This window comes from Amycolatopsis viridis, from assembly GCF_011758765.1.
Taxonomy (GTDB): Bacteria; Actinomycetota; Actinomycetes; order Mycobacteriales; family Pseudonocardiaceae; genus Amycolatopsis_E; species Amycolatopsis_E viridis.
Map to the genome: position 1 here is coordinate 5,553,654 of NZ_JAANOU010000001.1, position 17,834 is coordinate 5,571,487.

Annotated in this window: 21 protein-coding genes; 9 read left to right on the forward strand and 12 right to left on the reverse strand. The window is 71.6% G+C overall.

Annotated features, from left to right (window positions below; genetic code table 11):
- The first annotated feature begins 69 nt into the window (after window positions 1–69).
- Together FHX46_RS27570 and FHX46_RS27575 are read left to right on the forward strand one after the other, a co-directional pair.
- Window positions 70–1,047, forward strand: a complete 978-nt coding sequence (locus tag FHX46_RS27570; RefSeq protein WP_208400315.1) for an ABC transporter substrate-binding protein — start codon at window positions 70–72, stop codon at window positions 1,045–1,047.
- A 55-nt stretch (window positions 1,048–1,102) separates the two neighbouring features.
- Window positions 1,103–1,429 carry a putative quinol monooxygenase gene (locus FHX46_RS27575; RefSeq protein ID WP_167120717.1) on the forward strand — a complete coding sequence of 109 codons (327 nt, stop codon included), beginning with the start codon at window positions 1,103–1,105 and terminating at the stop codon, window positions 1,427–1,429.
- Here the strand turns inward: FHX46_RS27575 and FHX46_RS27580 are convergent.
- Together FHX46_RS27580 and FHX46_RS27585 are read right to left on the reverse strand one after the other, a co-directional pair.
- On the reverse strand, window positions 1,426–1,986 hold the full coding sequence (locus FHX46_RS27580; protein WP_167120719.1) for a TetR/AcrR family transcriptional regulator: 561 nt from the start codon (window positions 1,984–1,986) through the stop codon (window positions 1,426–1,428). The two genes, FHX46_RS27575 and FHX46_RS27580, sit on opposite strands and share 4 nt — an antisense overlap.
- A gap of 15 nt (window positions 1,987–2,001) precedes the next feature.
- A complete protein-coding gene (locus FHX46_RS27585) occupies window positions 2,002–2,766 on the reverse strand; it encodes a metal-dependent hydrolase (protein ID WP_167121715.1) in 765 nt (254 codons plus the stop codon).
- Window positions 2,767–2,817: 51 nt separating this feature from the next.
- On the opposite strand from FHX46_RS27585, the gene FHX46_RS27590 reads away from it, so the two are divergent.
- Complete coding sequence (locus FHX46_RS27590; RefSeq protein WP_208400316.1) at window positions 2,818–3,216, forward strand: PPOX class F420-dependent oxidoreductase; 399 nt, start codon at window positions 2,818–2,820, stop codon at window positions 3,214–3,216.
- A gap of 62 nt (window positions 3,217–3,278) precedes the next feature.
- Entirely contained in the window at window positions 3,279–3,815 is a 537-nt protein-coding gene (locus FHX46_RS27595; RefSeq protein ID WP_243871354.1) for a hypothetical protein, read from the forward strand.
- Between the two features lie 34 nt (window positions 3,816–3,849).
- On the opposite strand, the gene FHX46_RS27600 is transcribed toward FHX46_RS27595, so the two are convergent.
- The 3 genes from FHX46_RS27600 to FHX46_RS27610 all read right to left on the reverse strand — a co-directional run bounded on the left by FHX46_RS27600 (window position 3,850) and on the right by FHX46_RS27610 (window position 5,747).
- On the reverse strand, window positions 3,850–4,929 hold the full coding sequence (locus FHX46_RS27600) for an MBL fold metallo-hydrolase (protein ID WP_167120725.1): 1,080 nt from the start codon (window positions 4,927–4,929) through the stop codon (window positions 3,850–3,852).
- Between the two features lie 104 nt (window positions 4,930–5,033).
- Window positions 5,034–5,357: a divalent-cation tolerance protein CutA gene (gene cutA, locus FHX46_RS27605; protein ID WP_167120727.1), complete on the reverse strand. Its 324-nt coding sequence runs from the start codon at window positions 5,355–5,357 to the stop codon at window positions 5,034–5,036.
- 27 nt (window positions 5,358–5,384) lie between these two features.
- Window positions 5,385–5,747: a hypothetical protein gene (locus FHX46_RS27610; protein WP_167101290.1), complete on the reverse strand. Its 363-nt coding sequence runs from the start codon at window positions 5,745–5,747 to the stop codon at window positions 5,385–5,387.
- Between the two features lie 145 nt (window positions 5,748–5,892).
- On the opposite strand from FHX46_RS27610, the gene FHX46_RS27615 reads away from it, so the two are divergent.
- Together FHX46_RS27615 and FHX46_RS27620 are read left to right on the forward strand one after the other, a co-directional pair.
- Entirely contained in the window at window positions 5,893–6,828 is a 936-nt protein-coding gene (locus FHX46_RS27615) for a Ppx/GppA phosphatase family protein (RefSeq protein WP_313886261.1), read from the forward strand.
- 10 nt (window positions 6,829–6,838) lie between these two features.
- A complete protein-coding gene (locus FHX46_RS27620) occupies window positions 6,839–8,626 on the forward strand; it encodes a thiamine pyrophosphate-requiring protein (RefSeq protein WP_167120731.1) in 1,788 nt (595 codons plus the stop codon).
- Window positions 8,627–8,716: 90 nt separating this feature from the next.
- On the opposite strand, the gene FHX46_RS27625 is transcribed toward FHX46_RS27620, so the two are convergent.
- The 5 genes from FHX46_RS27625 to FHX46_RS27645 form a co-directional block, all read right to left on the reverse strand.
- A complete protein-coding gene (locus FHX46_RS27625; RefSeq protein ID WP_167120733.1) occupies window positions 8,717–9,859 on the reverse strand; it encodes a CaiB/BaiF CoA transferase family protein in 1,143 nt (380 codons plus the stop codon).
- Window positions 9,860–9,869: 10 nt separating this feature from the next.
- Entirely contained in the window at window positions 9,870–10,898 is a 1,029-nt protein-coding gene (locus tag FHX46_RS27630; RefSeq protein ID WP_167120735.1) for a flavin-containing monooxygenase, read from the reverse strand.
- A gap of 66 nt (window positions 10,899–10,964) precedes the next feature.
- Entirely contained in the window at window positions 10,965–13,160 is a 2,196-nt protein-coding gene (locus FHX46_RS27635) for a heavy metal translocating P-type ATPase (RefSeq protein ID WP_167120737.1), read from the reverse strand.
- Between the two features lie 4 nt (window positions 13,161–13,164).
- Complete coding sequence (locus FHX46_RS27640; protein WP_167101308.1) at window positions 13,165–13,374, reverse strand: heavy-metal-associated domain-containing protein; 210 nt, start codon at window positions 13,372–13,374, stop codon at window positions 13,165–13,167.
- Between the two features lie 31 nt (window positions 13,375–13,405).
- Window positions 13,406–14,443 (reverse strand): HoxN/HupN/NixA family nickel/cobalt transporter, encoded by a 1,038-nt coding sequence (locus FHX46_RS27645; RefSeq protein WP_167121716.1) that lies wholly within the window; start codon window positions 14,441–14,443, stop codon window positions 13,406–13,408.
- 151 nt (window positions 14,444–14,594) lie between these two features.
- Between FHX46_RS27645 and FHX46_RS27650 the strand changes: the two genes are divergently transcribed.
- Window positions 14,595–14,876, forward strand: coding sequence for a metal-sensitive transcriptional regulator (locus FHX46_RS27650; protein WP_167120739.1), 282 nt, complete (start codon window positions 14,595–14,597; stop codon window positions 14,874–14,876).
- A 63-nt stretch (window positions 14,877–14,939) separates the two neighbouring features.
- On the opposite strand, the gene FHX46_RS27655 is transcribed toward FHX46_RS27650, so the two are convergent.
- Entirely contained in the window at window positions 14,940–15,482 is a 543-nt protein-coding gene (locus FHX46_RS27655) for a TetR/AcrR family transcriptional regulator (RefSeq protein WP_167120741.1), read from the reverse strand.
- 85 nt (window positions 15,483–15,567) lie between these two features.
- Here FHX46_RS27655 and FHX46_RS27660 point away from each other — a divergent pair, with 85 nt between their 5' ends.
- The gene (locus FHX46_RS27660) at window positions 15,568–16,722 is read left to right on the forward strand and encodes an MFS transporter (RefSeq protein ID WP_208400317.1); all 1,155 of its coding nucleotides are present in this window, start codon (window positions 15,568–15,570) and stop codon (window positions 16,720–16,722) included.
- A 22-nt stretch (window positions 16,723–16,744) separates the two neighbouring features.
- Window positions 16,745–17,353 (forward strand): D-sedoheptulose-7-phosphate isomerase, encoded by a 609-nt coding sequence (locus FHX46_RS27665; protein ID WP_167120743.1) that lies wholly within the window; start codon window positions 16,745–16,747, stop codon window positions 17,351–17,353.
- Window positions 17,354–17,535: 182 nt separating this feature from the next.
- Here the strand turns inward: FHX46_RS27665 and FHX46_RS27670 are convergent, their stop codons facing one another.
- On the reverse strand, window positions 17,536–17,757 hold the full coding sequence (locus FHX46_RS27670) for a DUF2188 domain-containing protein (RefSeq protein ID WP_167120745.1): 222 nt from the start codon (window positions 17,755–17,757) through the stop codon (window positions 17,536–17,538).
- Window positions 17,758–17,834: the final 77 nt, after the last annotated feature.

Below are 17,834 nucleotides of genomic sequence, written 5' to 3' on the forward strand. Positions count from 1 at the left end.
ATCTTCCAAACGGGACGAACCGCACCTTATGCTTCGCGTTAGGCTAGGCTAACCGAAAGAGAGATGCCGATGACGAGACCGTGGCGAGCAGCACTGGCGCTGGCGGTGACCGCGTGCCTGACCCTGACCGCGTGCAGCGGCGGCGCCGGGGAATCCGCGGGGCAGGGCGGAGCGAGCCAGGCCGGCTATCCGCGCACCATCCAGCACGCGATGGGTTCGACCGTGCTGAAGACGCAGCCGAAGACCGTCGCCGCGCTCGACACCAGCTACGTGGACGCCGCGTTCGCGCTGGAAACCCAGGTCGTGGCGTACACCAAGTACCGCAACTACGACCAGCTGCCCGAATACCTCGGCGACGACCGCGGGTTCGGTGCGGGCGCCAAGGTGGTCGGCCCGCTGGAGAGCCCGGACGTCGAGCAGCTCTACGACGTCAAGCCGGACGTGATCGTCTCGGCGAAGGTGCGGCACGAGAAGTACTACGACCAGTTCACCGGGGTCGCCCCGACGGTCTTCTCGACGACGACCGGCGCGAGCTGGAAGGACAACATCCGGCTGCTCGCGCGGGTCCTCGGCAAGGAGTCCCTGGCCGAGCAGAAGATCGGCGCCTACGAGCAGCGGGCGCAGCGGATCGGCCAGGAGATCACCGCCAAGCTCGGCCGCACCCCGACGGTGTCCATCGTGCGGTTCGTCGAGGGCGAGCCGACCGTCCGGCTCTACAGCAGCGCGTCCTACCCCGGCGTGGTGATGGCCGACGCGCGGCTGTCCCGGCCGGCGGGCCAGCCGGACACGGCCGACAAGATCTCGGTGAACCTCAGCCAGGAGGACATCGCGAAGCTGGACGCGGACGTCATCTTCGTGTCGTCGTACTCGGACGAGACGAAGACGGCGGAGGACCCGAAGGCGAAGTTCCAGGCCAACCCCCTGTGGGCGACGCTGAAGGGCAAGATCGTCGATGTCCCCGACACGACGTGGTTCAGCGCCGTGAGCCTGCAGGGCGCCTCGGCGATGCTGACCGACCTGGCGAACCAGTTCGGCGTCACGCCGTGACCTGCGCGGGGCCGCGTCCGGTGTGGGCGCGGCCCCGCGGCTCTACGGTGGACCCATGATTTTCATCACCGCGAAGTTCCGCATCCTGCCGAAGCACGCCGACGACTGGCCCGCGATCGCGCGGGACTTCACCCTCGCCACCCGTGCCGAGGACGGGTGCCTGTGGTTCGACTGGTCCCGCAGCGTCGAGGACCCGACGGAGTACGTGCTGGTCGAAGCGTTCCGCGACGGCGAAGCGGGTGCGGCGCACGTGCAGTCCAGCCACTTCGAGACCGCCCGGCAGACCCTGCCGCCGTACCTGGCGGAAACCCCGCGGATCGTCAACTTCGAGCTGCCCCAGGACGACTGGTCCGAGCTGGGCGAGATGGCCGTGCAGCGCTAGGCGCGGAGACCGTCCGCGATGATCCGCGCCAGCGGACGACCCGCCGGGGCCCGCCGCCGCACCGCCAGGTACCCCGCGAGCAGCGCGGTCAGGTCGTCGGGTTCGACGTCCGCCCGGACCGCGCCGGCCGCCTGTGCGCGGCGCAGCAGAGCCCCGAACGCGGCGCGGAACTCGCCCCGCTCGTCCGGCGCCGCCGTGAACGGGGTGCCGGTGCTCGCCTCGAGGGCGTCGCACAGGGCCTTGTTCAGCAGCGCCTGCTCGGCCACCACCTCGAAGAACTCGAAGAACACCCCGCCCGGGTCGGCTGCGGCGAGCCGGTCGCGTGCCTGCTCGGCGAGCCACTCGATGCGGTCGAGCACGACGGCCTCGAACAGCATCTCCTTGCTGGGGAAATGCCGGTAGACCGTGCCCGCGCCCACCCCGGCACGACGCGCGATCTCGTCGAGCGGCACCGACAGGCCCTCGTCGGCGAACGCCTCCCGCGCGGCGGCCAGCACACGCGCGCGATTGCGGCGCGCGTCAGCGCGCAGTCCGGTGCGGCCCGCGGAACTCGTCATCGAGAGCGATTCTAGTCAGCGGACGGCCGCGACGACCGGTTCCGCGAACAGCCCGACCAGCCCGGACCAGGCGCCGGGCACCAGCACCACCGCCAGCACCGTGAACACCGGCACGATCAGGAACTTCTCCACGCCCTTGCCGGTGCGGAAACGCAGGAACCCGGGCGGCCGCAGCTCGTACCAGGTCTCGCCGGCGATCGGCACCGGGAACAGGAACGGGCAGCCGGCTTCGGTGAGCGCATCACCGAGGCAATGCGTGACGCAACCGGCCGCGACCGCGATCCCCAGCCAGCCGGTCAGCTGGGACAGCTCCGCCGCCGCGCTCGCGGTCAGCGCCCACCAGGCCACCCCGCCGCCCGCGACCAGCAGCAACCAGTCCCCCAGCGCGTCCGCGGCGAGCAGCAACGCGAACAGCACCACGGCGGCGACCACGTACCAGCCACCCGCCCGGGTGCCGGCCGTCGTCGCCGCGCCTGCCCCGAGCGCGAACAGCAGTGTGTGCGACAGGTGCCGGTGACTGCCCCGGCGCCGCTCGTCCCGCGGCCCCTTCGTCACCGCGTACAGACCCGCGGAAGCGTGCCGCAGCAGCCAGCACACCATCCCGGTGATCGGGCCGAGCAGTTTCGAGGCGCGGGCACCGGGGTGGTCCAGGTCCGGCAGCAGCGCGAAGCCGGCGGTCGTCGCGGCGAACGCGAGTGCCTGGTGGACGGAGCCGGCGCCGATGGCCGGGGCGAGGGCGAGACCGGCGCACCAGCCGGTCAGCGCGTGGGTGGAACCCATCATGGAAGAGATCTTGGCAAGATGGACCGGAACGGATGCGGAGGGACGGGCATGACCACGACGACGGCGGCCCCCAGTGACGAACTGCGGGCGTTCTGGGCGGAGCGGCACCTGTGCCTGCTCACCACGCTCCGCCCGGACGGCAGACCACACGTCGTGCCGGTCGGCGTCACGGTGGACGAGGACTTCACGACAGGCCGGGTGATCTGCCGCCGCGGCAGCGTCAAAGCTCGCAACGTCCGGGTCGGTCGCCCCGCACTCGCCGTGGTGAGCCAGGTCGACGGCCGCCGTTGGTCGAGTTTGGAGGGAACCGCGGTGATCCGGGAGGATCCGGAATCGGTGGCCGACGCGGAAAACCGGTACGCCGCGCGCTACCACCGCCGGCCGGCGCCGAACCCGGAGCGGGTGGTGATCGAGATCAGCATCAGCCACCGGCTGGGCATGAGGTAAAGCACACCGATGGCGGGTTGCGGGCGAACCGGAAGATGAGGCAGTAATTCAGGGTGCGGACCGTGAAGACCCTCAAGATCGACAGCCCGTTCGCGGGCGGCACGACGTGGGACGTCGTCGATCGGACCGTGATCGGCGCACTCGCGCCGTCGATGATCAGCACCCTGCGCCGCGGTTCCGAGGACTTCCTGTGGTTCGCCGAGCGGCGCATCGCCGGGCACCAGCTCGGCCGACCCGGTCGCTGGGACCACCCCGTGGAGCGGGCACTGCTCGGCTGGCGTTCCCGGCTGGCCTTCGAACTCGACCCGCCGGTCGCGATCCCGGAGATCGACCTCAAGCTGTCCTACTGGGTCCGCAACACGCACGCGGTGTTCCTGCGGCGCCTGCCCGAGACCGGCGGCATGGTGCAGCTGGAGAGCGTGCAGGACGTGGACGCCTGGCTGCACACGCTGATCGACCACTACAAGGCGGTGAAGGCCGCCGGCGAGCAGCAGCTCGACCCGGACGCGCGGGCCACGTTGATGGCGTGGTTCCGGAACACGTTCTTCAAGATCCGCCACGCCGCCGACCGGGTGGGCCTGTCGAGAGTGCGTCCCTGAGGTCCCGACGCGGCCACCCGGCCGAGTCCGGCGATCAGCCGATCGGCTGCCACCAGGGGTCGACCGGTGGCGGGTTGTCCACGTCGATCCGCTCACCGGGGCGGGGGATCGCCAGCGTCACGTCGTGGGCCTTGGCCTCGCGCCAGACCCGTTCGGCGGGTTCGCTCCAGCCGTGCATCGCGAGGCGGAACGTTCCCCAGTGCACCGGGATCAGCAAGCCGCCACCGGCGTCGAGGTGGGCGGCGACTCCCTCCTCGGGTGTCATGTGGATGTCGGGCCACGCCGGGTGGTAGGCGCCGATCTGCACGAGCGCCACGTCGAACGGCCCGTGCTTCGCACCGATCGCGCGGTAGCCGTCGAAGTAGCCCGAGTCCGCCGTGTAGAAGACCTTCCGGCCGGCTCGCGACACGATCCACGACGCCCACAACGTGTTGTTCCGCGTGAACGCGCGGCCCGAGAAGTGCTGCGCCGCCGCGGCCGTCACCTCGACACCAGCCACCGAAACCGACTCGTCCCAGTCCAGCTCGATGATCCGCTCCGCCGGGATCCGCCACCGGCGCAGGTGCGCGCCCACCCCGAGCGGCACCACGAACGGCGCGCGCTGGGTGCGGGCCAGCCGCACCACCGTCGGCCGGTCCAGGTGGTCGTAATGGTCGTGCGAGACGATGATGACGTCCAGCTCGGGCAGGTCGGCCAGCTGGTGCGGCGGCCGGTGCAGCCGCTTCGGCCCGGCGAACCGGGACGGCGACACCCGCTCGCCCCACACCGGGTCCACCAGCACCTTCCGGCCGTCGATCTCGATCAGCGACGAGGCGTGGCCGAACCAGGTGACGTGCAGCCCCGCATCCGCGGGCGCGCCGGGCGGCACCAGCGGAACCGGCCCGGTCGGCTTGCGCTGCTGCTTGCCGAAGAGCATCTCGCCGACCAGGTCGCGGGCGCGGGCGGGCTGCACGAGCGGCGGAGCGAGGTTCCGGAACCGGCCGTCGTGGAACTGCGGGGAGCGCCGCATGCGTTCGGGATCGGGCCTGCCGCCGAAGGACACCGGGATCTCCCCCAGCGCCCACACCGCCGCGCCGAGCAGCGCGGGGAGGGACCACCGGATCATCTTCGCCATGACCTCGAAACTACGCGCGGGCCGGTGAAGTTCCCACCGGAGCAGCCGGACGTGGTCCCGCCGGCACCGGACCGTCCACTTGGTACGGTCGTGACGCGGGCGGGTCAGGCCGGCCTGGTCTCCGCGATCAGCCATTCGAGGTACTCCGCGCTGCCGCCCTCGATGGGTGTCGCGATGATCTCCGGGACCTGGTAGTCGTGCTGCCGCTTGATCAGCTCGACCAGGGGAGCCACCCGGTCGGCCGCGGTCTTGATCTCGACCCGCCATTCGGGGTCGGCGTGCACCTCGCCGTCCCAGCGGTAGACGCTCACGATCGGGCCCACGATCTGCGCGCAGGCACCCAGCCGCGCCTCGACGGCCTGCACGGCCAGCTCACGAGCCGTCGTCTCGCTGTCGGTCGTGGAGGCCACGATCACGTGTTCACGCATGGGCAGGATTACAGCACCGGACCCGGCTCAGACCCAGCCCGCCTGCCGGCCCTCGCGTTGTTCGTCGGCGTCGGCGCCGGCTTTGTGGGTGAGCGCGGCGACCGCCTGCGCCATTTCGGTGCGCACCTGGTCGCCGTCGGTGCGGCGGGTGTGCACGGTCATCGCGATCTCGCACTGCGCCGGGCCGCGGTCGATGACGTGCAACTCACCGCAGTCGTCGCCCTCGCTCTCGGTGCCCCACGCCAGTTGCCTGCTCGCCGCATCCGCGCGGAGCCAGCCCTCCGCGAGGTCCTGCGGGAGGAAGCGGGGCAGGTTGGGCGCATCGGAGATGAACGCGAACGCCTCGTCGGCGGGCAGATCGGCGGTCGCGGTGTAGCTGTACGTCTCCATGACGTCGGAAGTAGCCGTGTGATAGAGGGATAAACGGGGTACGCCGGACCTTATGCGACTCGGCGTGCTCGACATCGGTTCGAACTCCGCGCAACTCCAGATCGTGGATGCCCACCCGGGGGCCCCGCCATTGCCCGCACTGGCTGTGAAAGAGCCCACACGGCTGGCCGAGCAGATCGACGAGACGGGCGCGATCGCGGAGGAGGGCGTGTGCCGGGCGGTGGACGCCGTGGAGTCGGCGCTCGCCGCGGCCCGGCTGCACCGGGTGGAGCAGCTGTTCCTGTTCGCGACCTCGGCGATCCGCGACGCGGCCAACCGCGACGAGATCATCAACCGGATCGAGGAACGCACCGGAGTGCGCCCGCAGTTCCTCACCGGTGAGGACGAGGCCAGGCTGACCTACTCCGCGGCGCACCGCTGGTACGGCTGGTCGGCGGGGCGCCTGCTGCTGCTCGACATCGGCGGCGGGTCGCTGGAGATCGCGCTGGGACGGGACGCCGAACCGCAGCTCACCCTGTCCCTGCCGCTCGGCGCAGGACGGCTGACGCGGATGTTCCTGACCGACGACCCGCCGACGGCCAAGCAGGTCAAGGCGATGCGCCGGCACGCACGGGACATGCTGCGCGAGGTCGCCGACCGGCTGAGATGGGAGGGTGTGCCGGCGCGTGCGGTGGCCACCTCCAAGACGTTCAAGCAGCTGGCCCGGCTGGCGGGCGCGCCGCCGCAGCGGCGCGGTCCGTTCGTGCGGCGCACGCTCACCGTCGACGCGCTCAACACGTGGATCCCCCGTCTGGCGGAGATGACGGCGGCCGAACGGGCGCGGCTGCGCGGGGTGTCCGCACCGCGCGCACGGCAGATCCTGGCGGGCGCGATCGTGGCGAAGGCGACCATGGACACGCTCGACATCCGCAAGGTCGACGTGTGCCCGTGGGCGCTGCGCGAAGGGATCATGCTGCACCACCTGCAAACCCTCCAGGTCTACGACGGGCTGCCGCTCCAGGCGATCAGCACCGCGGTGCCGGAGGTGTCGGGCCGGGGTGTCCCGGGTAAGCCCCTGGTGGGACTGAGCCGAGGAGCGTGAGGAGTTTTCCATGTCGGAGACGGTCGGCGACTACCTGCTGCGGCGCCTGCGGGAATGGGATGTGGAGCAGGTTTTCGCCTACCCGGGCGACGGGATCAACGGGATCGTCGCCGCGTTCGGCAAGGCGGACGACCAGCCCCGGTTCGTGCAGGCCCGTCATGAGGAGATGGCCGCGTTCGAGGCGGTGGGGTACGCCAAGTTCAGCGGGCACGTCGGGGTGTGCATGGCGACCTCGGGGCCGGGCGCCATCCATCTGCTCAACGGGCTCTACGACGCCAAGCTCGACCACGTCCCGGTGGTGGCGATCGTGGGGCAGACCGCGCGCAGCGCCATGGGCGGCAGCTACCAGCAGGAAGTCGACCTGCAGCCGTTGTTCAAGGACGTCGCGAGCGAGTACCTGGTCGAGGTCAACGTCGCCGAGCAGCTGCCCAACGCACTGGACCGGGCGATCCGCACGGCCCTGGCGAAACGGGCGCCGACCGCGCTGATCATCCCGGCGGATCTGCAGGAGCAGCCGTACACGGCGCCGAAGCACGCGTTCAAGCAGGTGCCCTCCAGCCCGCCCGGGTTCCCGCATCCGGTGGTGATCCCGCCGGAGGACGAGCTCGCGCGCGCGGCCGAGGTGCTGGATGCCGGGGAGAAGGTGGCGATCCTGGTCGGCCAGGGTGCGCGCAACGCCGCCGCCGAGGTCCGGGAGATCGCGGAGCTGACCGGCGCCGGAGTGGCGAAGGCGTTGCTGGGCAAGGACGTCCTGCCCGACGACCTGCCCTACGTCACCGGCTCGATCGGGCTGCTCGGCACCCGGCCGAGCTACGAGATGATGCGCGACTGCGACACGCTGCTGATCGTCGGTTCGAACTTCCCGTACAGCCAGTTCCTGCCCGAGTTCGGCCAGGCCCGCGCCGTCCAGATCGACATCGACGGCAGCATGATCGGCATGCGGTACCCGACCGAGGTGAACCTGGTCGGCGAGGCGAAGGGCACGCTGCGGGCGCTGATGCCGATGGTGCAGCGCAAGGACGACCGCCGGTGGCGGGAGAAGATCGAGAAGAACGTCGCGTCCTGGTGGGACACCGTCGAGCAGCAGGCGATGGTCGACGCGGACCCGGTGAACCCGATGCGGGTGGTGCACGAGCTGTCGAAGCGGATTCCCGAGGACGCGATCGTCACGGCCGACTCGGGGTCGTCGACCAACTGGTACGCGCGCAACCTCCGCATCCGCGGGCGGATGCGGGGCTCACTGTCCGGCACGCTCGCCACGATGGGGCCGGGTGTGCCGTACGCGATCGGGGCGAAGTTCGCCTGCCCGGACCGGCCGGTGATCGCGCTGGTCGGCGACGGCGCGATGCAGATGAACGGCATGGCCGAGCTGCTCACGATCCGCCGCTACCGGCACCTGTGGTCGGATCCGCGGCTGGTGGTGTGCGTGTTCCACAACAACGACCTCAACCAGGTCACCTGGGAGCTGCGGTCGATGGGCGGCGCCCCGAAGTTCGAGGAGTCGCAGTCATTGCCCGAGTTCTCCTACGCCGAATTCGCCCGGTCGCTGGGGTTCGAGGCGGCCGCGGTCGACGAGCCGGACCAGCTCGGCCCGGCGTGGGAGCGGGCGCTGTCGGCGGACCGGCCCGCGCTGCTGGACGTCCGCTGTGATCCGGAGGTGCCGCCGATCCCGCCGCACGCCACGTTCGAGCAGATCAAGTCGACCACCGAGGCGATGCTCAAGGGCGACCGCGACGCGTGGCACATCCTGGTCGAGGGGCTGAAGACCAAGGCGCAGGAGCTGCTGCCCAACCGCTGAGACGTGGTCCGGACATGGCTTGCGTGGCGGCGCGGGTAGCGGTGCCGGCTGACGGCCCACCGCAAGCGGCTCCGCCGCAAACAACAGAGTCTAGGCGCCGTCGTTGAGCCAGCTTCGGATCTCGTCGGTGTGCTCGCCGAGCCGGGGCGGCGCCTGGCGGTAGGCCGGCGGTGTCTTCGCCAGCCCGATCGGGTTGCGCACGACGTCCAGCCCGCCGAGCGGGACGCGTGGCTCGAGCCCGAGCCGGTCGGCGAGCTGGAAGGCTTCGGCGAGGTCGTTCACCGGTCCGCACGGCACGCCCAGGGGCGTGAGCAGCTCGAACCACTCGTCGGCGGGCCGGGCCCGCAGCCGGGTGCCCAGGAGATCGGCGAGCTCCGCGACGTGCGCGACCCGCCGCTCGTTGGTGGTGAACCGCTCGTCGGCCGCCAGGTCCGGCACGCCGAGCGCCGCGGTGAACGCCGCGAACTGCCGGTCGTTGCCGACCGCGATGACGATCGGCCGGTCGGCGGCCTGGAACACCTCGTACGGCGCGATGGACGGGTGCCGGTTGCCCATGATGCCGGGGACCACGCCCGCCATCACGTGGTTCGCGCTCTGGTTGACCATGCTGGACAGCAGCGCGCCGAGCAGGCTGATCTCCACCAGCTGGCCCTCGCCGGTCGCGTCGCGGTGCCGCAGCGCGGACAGGATGCCGACGGCCGCGTGCAGCCCGGTCAGCACGTCGACCAGCGCGACCCCGACCTTGGTCGGCTCGCCCGGAGCCGGCCCGGTGACGCTCATCAGCCCGCCCACGGCCTGCAGCAGCAGGTCGTAGCCAGGCAGGTCCGCGCCGGCGCCGCTGCCGAACCCGGAGATCGAGCAGTACACCAGGCCGGGGTTCGCCGGGGCGAGGTCGTCGTAGCCGAGGCCGTAGCGCGCCATGGTGCCCGGGCGGAAGTTCTCGACCAGCACATCGGCGCGCGCGGCGAGCTCCTTCGCCGTGGCCAGGTCGTCCGGATCGGTGAGGTCGAGGGCGATCGAGCGCTTGTTGCGGTTGACCGACCGGAAGTAGACGGCCTCGCCGTCGGCGTGCGGCGGGCCCCAGGCGCGGGTGTCGTCCCCGCTGCCCGGCCGCTCGACCTTGATCACTTCGGCGCCGAGGTCGGCGAGCAGCATGGTCGCGTAGGGCGCGGCGAGCACCCGGCTGAAGTCGGCGATGACGACGCCGGACAGCGCCCCGGTTCGATCGGTCACACCGTCCCTTCTACCTCATCGGGGCCAGCTTCCGGACCACGTACCGCGCGTCGCGGCCGACGCCGCGCAGGCTCGCGGACACCAGCGTGCTCTGCCACTCCAGCCCGACGTACCCGAGGCCGGGCACCGACGTGGACACGCCGCGCCGGTGCTTCGGCACGCCGCGCCCGTCCAGCGCGCCGAGGCCGTCGAGGTAGGGCATGTCCGGCCGGTACCCGGTGGCGAGCAGGAGCGTGTCGACGGGTTCGCTTTGGCCGTCGGACCACAGGACGTGGTTGCCGTCGAGGCGGGTGAACATCGGGCGGCGGTCCGGCTGCCCGGCGCGGATCAGCCCGCGGTAGTGGCCGGTGTCGATCACCGGCACGGTCGGCGGCTCGCCCTTGATGCGCCGCGGCAGGTACGCGACACCGGTGACCGAGAACCAGAACTGCAGGTCCTTGCCCAGCGGCCGTTGCGGCGCGTACCGCACCGGCCTGCGGGTCGCGAGCGTCACCGACGCGGCCTCGGCCAGCTCCGCGGCGATCTGCACGCCGGAGTTGCCTGCGCCGACCACGACGATCCGCTGCCCGGCGAACGCGCTCGGCTCGCGGTAGTCCGCCGCGTGGATCACCTTGCCCGCGAAGGAATCCAGCCCGGGCAACGCCGGCGTGTGCGGCTTGCCGAACCACCCGCTGGCTGCCACCACGACCGGCGCCTCGAAATCCTCCCCGGCGCGCACGACGAAATTCCCGTTGTGGCGCACGGATTCCACCCGGTGCCCGGTGCGGATGTCCACGTCCAGCCCGGCGGCGTAGTCCCGCAGGTAGGCGACCACCTCGTCGCGCACCGGGTAGTGCCGCGGATCGCCGGGAAAACGCTTGCCCGGCAGGGAACTGTAGCCCGCGGGTGAGAACAACCTGAGGCTGTCGTAGTAGCGCGGCCAGGATCCGACCGGCTCCGCTCCCGCCTCCAGCACCACCGGCTTCAGCCCGGCCTCCCGCAGCGCGTGGGCCGCGGCGAGACCGGACTGGCCGCCTCCGATCACGATCGCGTCGCGCATCACGCCTCCCCAGGTCCGAAACCGCTACGGTAGTCGGCTCCTGGGGAGGCGCGAATGGTTACTTCCCTACGAGAACGCGCGCAGCCGCAGCGAATTGGTCACCACGAAGACCGAGCTCAGCGCCATCGCCGCCCCGGCGATCATCGGGTTGAGCAGGCCGAGCGCGGCCAGCGGCAGCGCCGCCACGTTGTAGGCGAACGCCCAGAACAGGTTCCCCTTGATCGTGCCCAGGGTGCGCCGCGCGAGCCGGATCGCGTCCGCGGCGGCACGCAGGTCGCCGCGCACGAGCGTCAGGTCGCTCGCCTCGATCGCCACGTCGGTTCCGGTGCCCATCGCCAGGCCGAGGTCGGCCTGCGCGAGCGCGGCCGCGTCGTTGACGCCGTCCCCGACCATCGCGACCTGGCTGCCCTGGTCCTGCAAGCGTTTCACCACGTCGACCTTGTCCGCGGGCAGCACCTCGGCGATCACCTCGGTGATCCCGACCTCGCGGGCCACTGCCCGCGCGACCGTTTCGTGGTCGCCGGTCAGCAGCACCGGACGCAACCCGAGGGCCCGGAGCTGCCGCACCGCCTCCGCCGACGACGGCTTGACCGTGTCGGCCACCACCAGGACCGCGCGCACCCGGCCGTCCCAGCCGACCGCGACGACGGTGCGCCCGAGTTCCTCCGCCTCGGCCTTCGCCTGGGCGAGCGCGACCGGCAGGTGCAGACCGCGCTCGGCGAGCAGCGCGCTGCGCCCGGCGACGACGGCCCGGCCGTCGACCACGCCTGCCACGCCGAGCCCTTCCAGGTTGCGGAACTCCGACACCGGCACGTGGTCGTCCACGGCGGCCGCGACGGCCTTGCCGATCGGGTGCTCGGACGCGTGTTCCAGTGAACCGGCCACGCGCAGCACCTCGCCGCGGTCCTCGCCATCGGCGAGGCACACGTCCACCAGCGCCATCCGCCCGCTGGTGACGGTGCCCGTCTTGTCCAGCAGGACCGTGTCGATCCGCCGCGTCGACTCCAGCACCTCCGGGCCCTTGATCAGGATGCCGAGCTGCGCGCCGCGGCCGGTGCCCACCAGCAGCGCGGTCGGCGTGGCGAGCCCGAGCGCGCAGGGACAGGCGATGATCAGCACCGCGACCGCCGCGGTGAACGCCGCGGCGGGCGCCTCGCCGCGGGCGAGCCAGGTGATCAGGGTGCCCAGGGCGAGCACCAGCACGATCGGCACGAACACGCCGGCAACCCGGTCCGCCAGCCGCTGGACCTGGGCTTTCCCGGTCTGCGCCTGCTCGACGAGCTTGGCCATCTGCGCGAGCTGCGTGTCCGAGCCGACGCGGGTGGCGCGGACGACGAGCCGCCCGCCGGCGTTGACGGTCGCGCCGACGACCGCGTCACCCCGCCCGACCTCGACCGGCACGGACTCGCCGGTCAGCATGCTCACGTCGACCGCGGACGAGCCCTCTTCGACCTCGCCGTCGGTGGCGATCTTCTCGCCCGGCCGCACCACGAACCGGTCCCCCACCACCAGCTGCGATGCCGGGATCCGCACCTCGGCGCCGTCCCGCAGCACGGCGACGTCCTTGGCCCCCAGCTCCAGCAGCGCCCGCAGGGCGGCACCGGCGCGGCGTTTGGCGCGGGCCTCGAAGTAGCGCCCGGCCAGGATGAACGTGGTCACCGCCGTGGCGACCTCGAGGTAGATGCGGCTGTCGCCGCCGCGGGCCAGGGTGAGCTCGAACGGGTGGCGCATCCCGATCTCCCCGGCACCGGTGAACAGAAGCGCGTACAGCGACCACAGGTAGGCCGCCAGGGTGCCGACGGAGATCAGCGTGTCCATCGTCGCGGCGCGGTGCTTGAGGTTCGTCCACGCCGCCGTGTGGAACGGCAGGCCGGCGCCGAACACCACCGGGGTGGCCAGCGCCAGTGAGATCCACTGCCAGTAGTCGACCTGCCAGGCCGGGACCATCGCCAGGACGACCACCGGCAGCGACAGGACCGCCGCCGCGATCACCCGGTCGCGCAGGTCGGTCACGTGTTCGCGACCCCCGTCGCCGGGCTCCGGCAACGTGGCCGAGTACCCGGCGGCGACGACCGTGTCGACCAGCTCCCGCGGGTCGAGTTCCGCCGGGAAGCTGACCTTGGCCTTCTCGGTGGCGTAGTTCACCGTGGCGGTGACGCGGTCGAGCTTGTTCAGCTTCCGCTCGATGCGGTTCGCGCACGCGGCGCAGGTCATGCCGCCGATGGCCAGTTCGACCTCGGTGAGCTCGGGGGCGGCGGTCATCGGGTCACCGCGGGGCGAGTGCGTACCCGGCCTCGTCGACGGCGGCGCGGATCGCGTCGTCGCTCAGCTCGCCGGCGCTCACGACGGTGACGGCGCCGGTCGGCAGGTCGACCTTGACGTCCTGGACGCCCTCGATCCTGCCGACCTCCTCGGTGACCGACGCGACGCAGTGCTGGCAGGTCATCCCGGTGACGGTGTAGACGGTCTCAGTCATACCGGAACTATACCCCCTACCCGTACAGGGGCTACTCGGCGTCCGCGGTCCACCGCTCCTCGATGCGCCCCAGCCGCCACACCAGCCAGGCGACCACCCAGGTGAGCGCGAACAGGCCCACGATCACGAACCCGGCGTGGTCGAGGTTCATCTCGGCGATCGACGCCAGCGGACCACTCGTGATACCGGTCCGGTCGACGACCACCGAGATCAGCTCGATCACGCCGATCACCAGCGCCACCACGACGGACAGGGCGGTGACGGCGATGTTGTAGAAGATCTTGCGGACCGGCCGGGCGAACGCCCAGCCGTAGGCGTAGTTCATCAAGAACCCGTCGGCCGCGTCGAACAGGGTCATGCCCGCCGCGAACAGGATGGGCAGCACGAGAACGGCGTACCAGGGCAGGGCGAACGCGGCCGCACCGCCGGCCAGGACCAGCAGGCCGACCTCGGTCGCGGTGTCGAAACCGAGGCCGAACAGGACGCCCACCGGGTAGATGTGCCAGGGTTCCCGCACCGCCGCCGTGACCCGGCCGAGGACGCGGTTGAGCAGGCCGCGACCGGCGAGCCTGGCCTCGAGCTCGGCCTCGTCGAACCGGCCGCGGCGCAGGTCACGGGCGAGTCGGACGATGCCGATCAGGACGACCAGGTTGATCACGCCGAGCAGGCACAGGAAGGTGCCGGAGACCGACAGGCCGATCACGCCGGTGACGTCGTGCAGCGTGGAGGAGCCGTCCTCGACCTCGCCGGCCAGCGCACGCACGCCGAGCGAGAGCAGCAGGCACAGGCCGAACACGATCGTGGAATGCCCGAGGGAGAACCAGAAGCCGACGGTGAGCGGACGCCGCCCCTCCGCGATGAGCTTGCGGGTGGTGTTGTCGATCGCCGCGATGTGGTCGGCGTCGAACGCGTGCCGCATACCCAGGGTGAACGCGGTGACCCCCAGGCCCACCCCGAAGACGCCGGACGCGCCGATCGCGAAGTGCCGCGGCACGACCAGCAGGAGGAGCACCCCCCACCCGGCGGCGTTGAGGGCCAGGATGCAGCAGGCCATCGCGGCCACCGACATGCGTTCCCGCCTGCCGAGGGGAACTCCACCCCGCACCGGAACCTCCCTCACCTGCTCAGGTACCCAGGTGAACAGATGCCCCCGGTTGACGCAAGGGTGTACATACGGGGAGCGGGTATGATGGCCGGGAGTGCCGAGAGCGGAGGCGGACATGGCGAGCTACAGCGGTGACAAGGACGCCTACCTCAAGCGACTGCGCCGGATCGAAGGCCAGATCCGTGGCCTGCAGCGGATGGTCGAAGAGGACAAGTACTGCATCGACATCCTGACGCAGGTCTCCGCGGCGACGAAGGCACTGCAGGCGTTCTCCCTCGAACTGCTGGAGGAGCACCTCTCGGGCTGCGTGGTGGACGCGGCGCGCGCGGGCGGCCGCGAGGCCGAGGTGAAGGTCCGCGAGGCCAGCGACGCCATCGCCCGGCTGGTCAAGTCCTGACGCGTCGCGTCCAGCCCGTCCACTCCGCGCGGTTCCCCTGGGCAGCGGGACCTGGACCCGGCGTCACCGGCCGAGCAAGGCGGTCGCGATGGCCTTGGCCCGCAGCGCCGGTTCCGCGCTGCGTTCCCGCAGCGCCGTGACCAGCGCGCCGTCGATCAGCAGCATCAACTGGGCGGCGAGCGTCTCGCTCTCCCGGTAGCCCGCCTTGTCCAGCAGTCCGGCCAGGTATTCGGTCACCGCCGCCTTGTGCGCGCGGGCCAGCTCGTAGACGGCCGCGTCCGCGTCGCCGACCTCGGCCATCGCGTTGATGAACGCGCAGCCCCGGTAGTCGGCGCGCGCGAACCGCTCGGCCAGGAAGTCGAAGACCGCCAGCGGGTGACCGCCGCGCGCCGCGACGCCTTCGGCGAGCAACCGGCGCCACGCCTGGTCCCGCTCGGTGAGCACCGTCTCGACCAGGTCGTCCTTGCTCGCGAAGTGCCGGTAGAACGAGGCGCGCCCGACGCCGGACGCCTCCAGCAGCCGCTCGACACCCACCGCGCGGATGCCGTCGGCGTAGAACAGGTCCTCCGCGGTCTGCACGAGTCGTTCACGGGCACGAGTGGGCATGTCACCACCATATCCGAGCTTGACCAAAAACGGAACTAATCAGTACCGTTAAGACGGAACCGATCAGTACCGTTTTGAGGGGCTCATGACCACCACGACCCGCCTGCCCGCCCGGATCGGCGTGCTGACCGTCGCGACGTTCGCCGTCGGCACGGACGCCTTCGTCGTCAACGGCGTCCTGCCGGAGCTGGCCCGATCCCTGAACGTGAGCGTCGGCCAAGCCGGCCAGCTCGTGTCCGTCTTCGCGATCGCCTACGCCGTGCTGTCGCCGGTGCTCGCCGCCGCCACGGGGAACTGGCCACGACGCACGGTCCTGCTTGCGGCACTCGGCGTCTTCGTACTGGGCAACGCCGTCACCGCGCTCGCGCCGGACTACGGCCTGGCACTGGCCTCGCGGGTGATCGCCGCGGCAGGGGCCGCCGCCATCACACCGACAGCCGCCACCGCCGCGGCCGCCCTGGCCCCACCGGACCGCCGCGGCCGCGCGATGTCGCTGGTCACGCTGGGCCTGGTGTCGTCGACCGCGCTGGGCGTGCCGATCGGCACACTGCTCGGTTCCGTGGCGAGCTGGCGGCAGACCATGTGGCTGGTCGCCGCGCTCGGCGTGGTCGCCGCGGCCGGTGTCGCGCTCTGGCTGCCGGCGGTGCCGAACCCGCCGGCGACCACCCTGCGGGAGCGCCTGGCGCCACTGCGGGACCGGACCGTCGTGCTCATCCTCGCCGCGACCGTGGCCATGTTCACCGGGATCTACCTGGTCACGATCTACCTCAGCGTGATCGTCGAAGGCGCGACCTCGGGCGACGGCGTCCGCCTCACCGTCCTGCTGTTCGCCGCCGGAGTGGCCGGGACCATCAGCAACATGGTCACCGGAGGCTGGACGGACCGCTTCGGCCCGATGCGGGTCATCACCGTCGCGATGACCCTCGGCGTGCTCGACTACGCGTTCATGCCGTGGACCACCGCGACGTTCGCCGGCGCGCTGATCGCCGTCGTCGCCTACGGTCTCGCGTCGTGGGCCGTGATGGTCCCGCAGCAGCACCAGCTGATCGCCGCGGCGCCGGCGACACCGTCGCTGGTCGTGTCGCTGAACGCGTCGGCGGTCTACCTCGCGGTGTCCCTCGCCGGGGTGCTCGGCGCCGGCGTGCTCGAGCTGGTGCGTGCCGCTTTCCTGCCGTGGTTCGCGGCCGTGTTCCTCCTCGCCGGCCTCGCCGCGGCGGCGGCGGCGAAGTTTAAACGTTGAACCACAGGCAATTCCCCTGCACATGAGCGCGTCCACCCTTCCCAACGTGGCGCGTGGACACCTGGACATCCTGGACGAGACGCTGAGTGCGCTCCGCCGGCAAACGGGGCGCCTCACGCGCTGGGGCCAGGCGCTCGCCGAGCGGCTGAGCGAGGGCAACCGGCTGCTCGCCGCGGGCAACGGCGGCTCGGCCGCCGAGGCCCAGCAGCTCACCGCGGAGCTGCTGGGCCGCTACCACGACGACCGGCCACCGTTCTCGGCGATCGCCCTGCGCGCGGACACCTCCAGCTTCACCGCCGTGGGCGACGAATACGAGTACGACCACGCCGAGGTGTTCGCCCGGCAGGTGCGAGCACACGCACGCCCGCGCGACGTCCTCCTGCTGCTGTCGGCCAGCGGCCGCAGCCGCAACCTGGTGCGGGCGGCCGAGGAAGGCGCCTGCGCCGGAGCACAGGTGTGGGCGCTGACCGGCCCGACGCCCAACCCGCTCGCGAACGTCGCCGAGGACGCGCTGTGCCTGCCCGGCACGGCCGCCACCGTGCAGGAAGCTCACCTGGTCGCCATCCACATCCTGTGCGCGGAGGTGGAGAACGTGCTGGCCGGCCGGGGAATCGAGCGGCGGGTCTCCTGACCACATCCGCCGCGTGACGCCTGGCGGCGCGAAGCGGGCGGTGCCGCGCCGCGGCCCCCGCGATGCGTCCGGAAAAAAATCCCCTGGGCGCCGGAACGGAGCGGCCGAGATTGTCAGACCCCACCCCTAATCTCGAACCCATGTTCGACCACCTCTCCCCCGGCCGCAAACCGCCGGGCACCTCACCCCGGAGCGGGCAGCGGATCGTCGCCGTAGAGCCGCCTGCTCTCGATCGATCCGTCCCGGCGCTGGATCCTGAGCACGCTCGGGCGGTCGGCGCGCGCCAGCTTCGCCGCCGCGCGCACCGCGTCCCGCTTGCGCTCGTGGTGCGACAGCACCTCCCCGCCCCGCCTGACGTCCCAGCTGCCCAGCATGGGCGAAACCCAGTACACGGCCCGCGACATGATCCGGCTCCCTCCTCCACTGTTGCAAGAGTGCAACGCTGTTTCAGTATTACACCATTGTTGCTCCTCCGCAACGG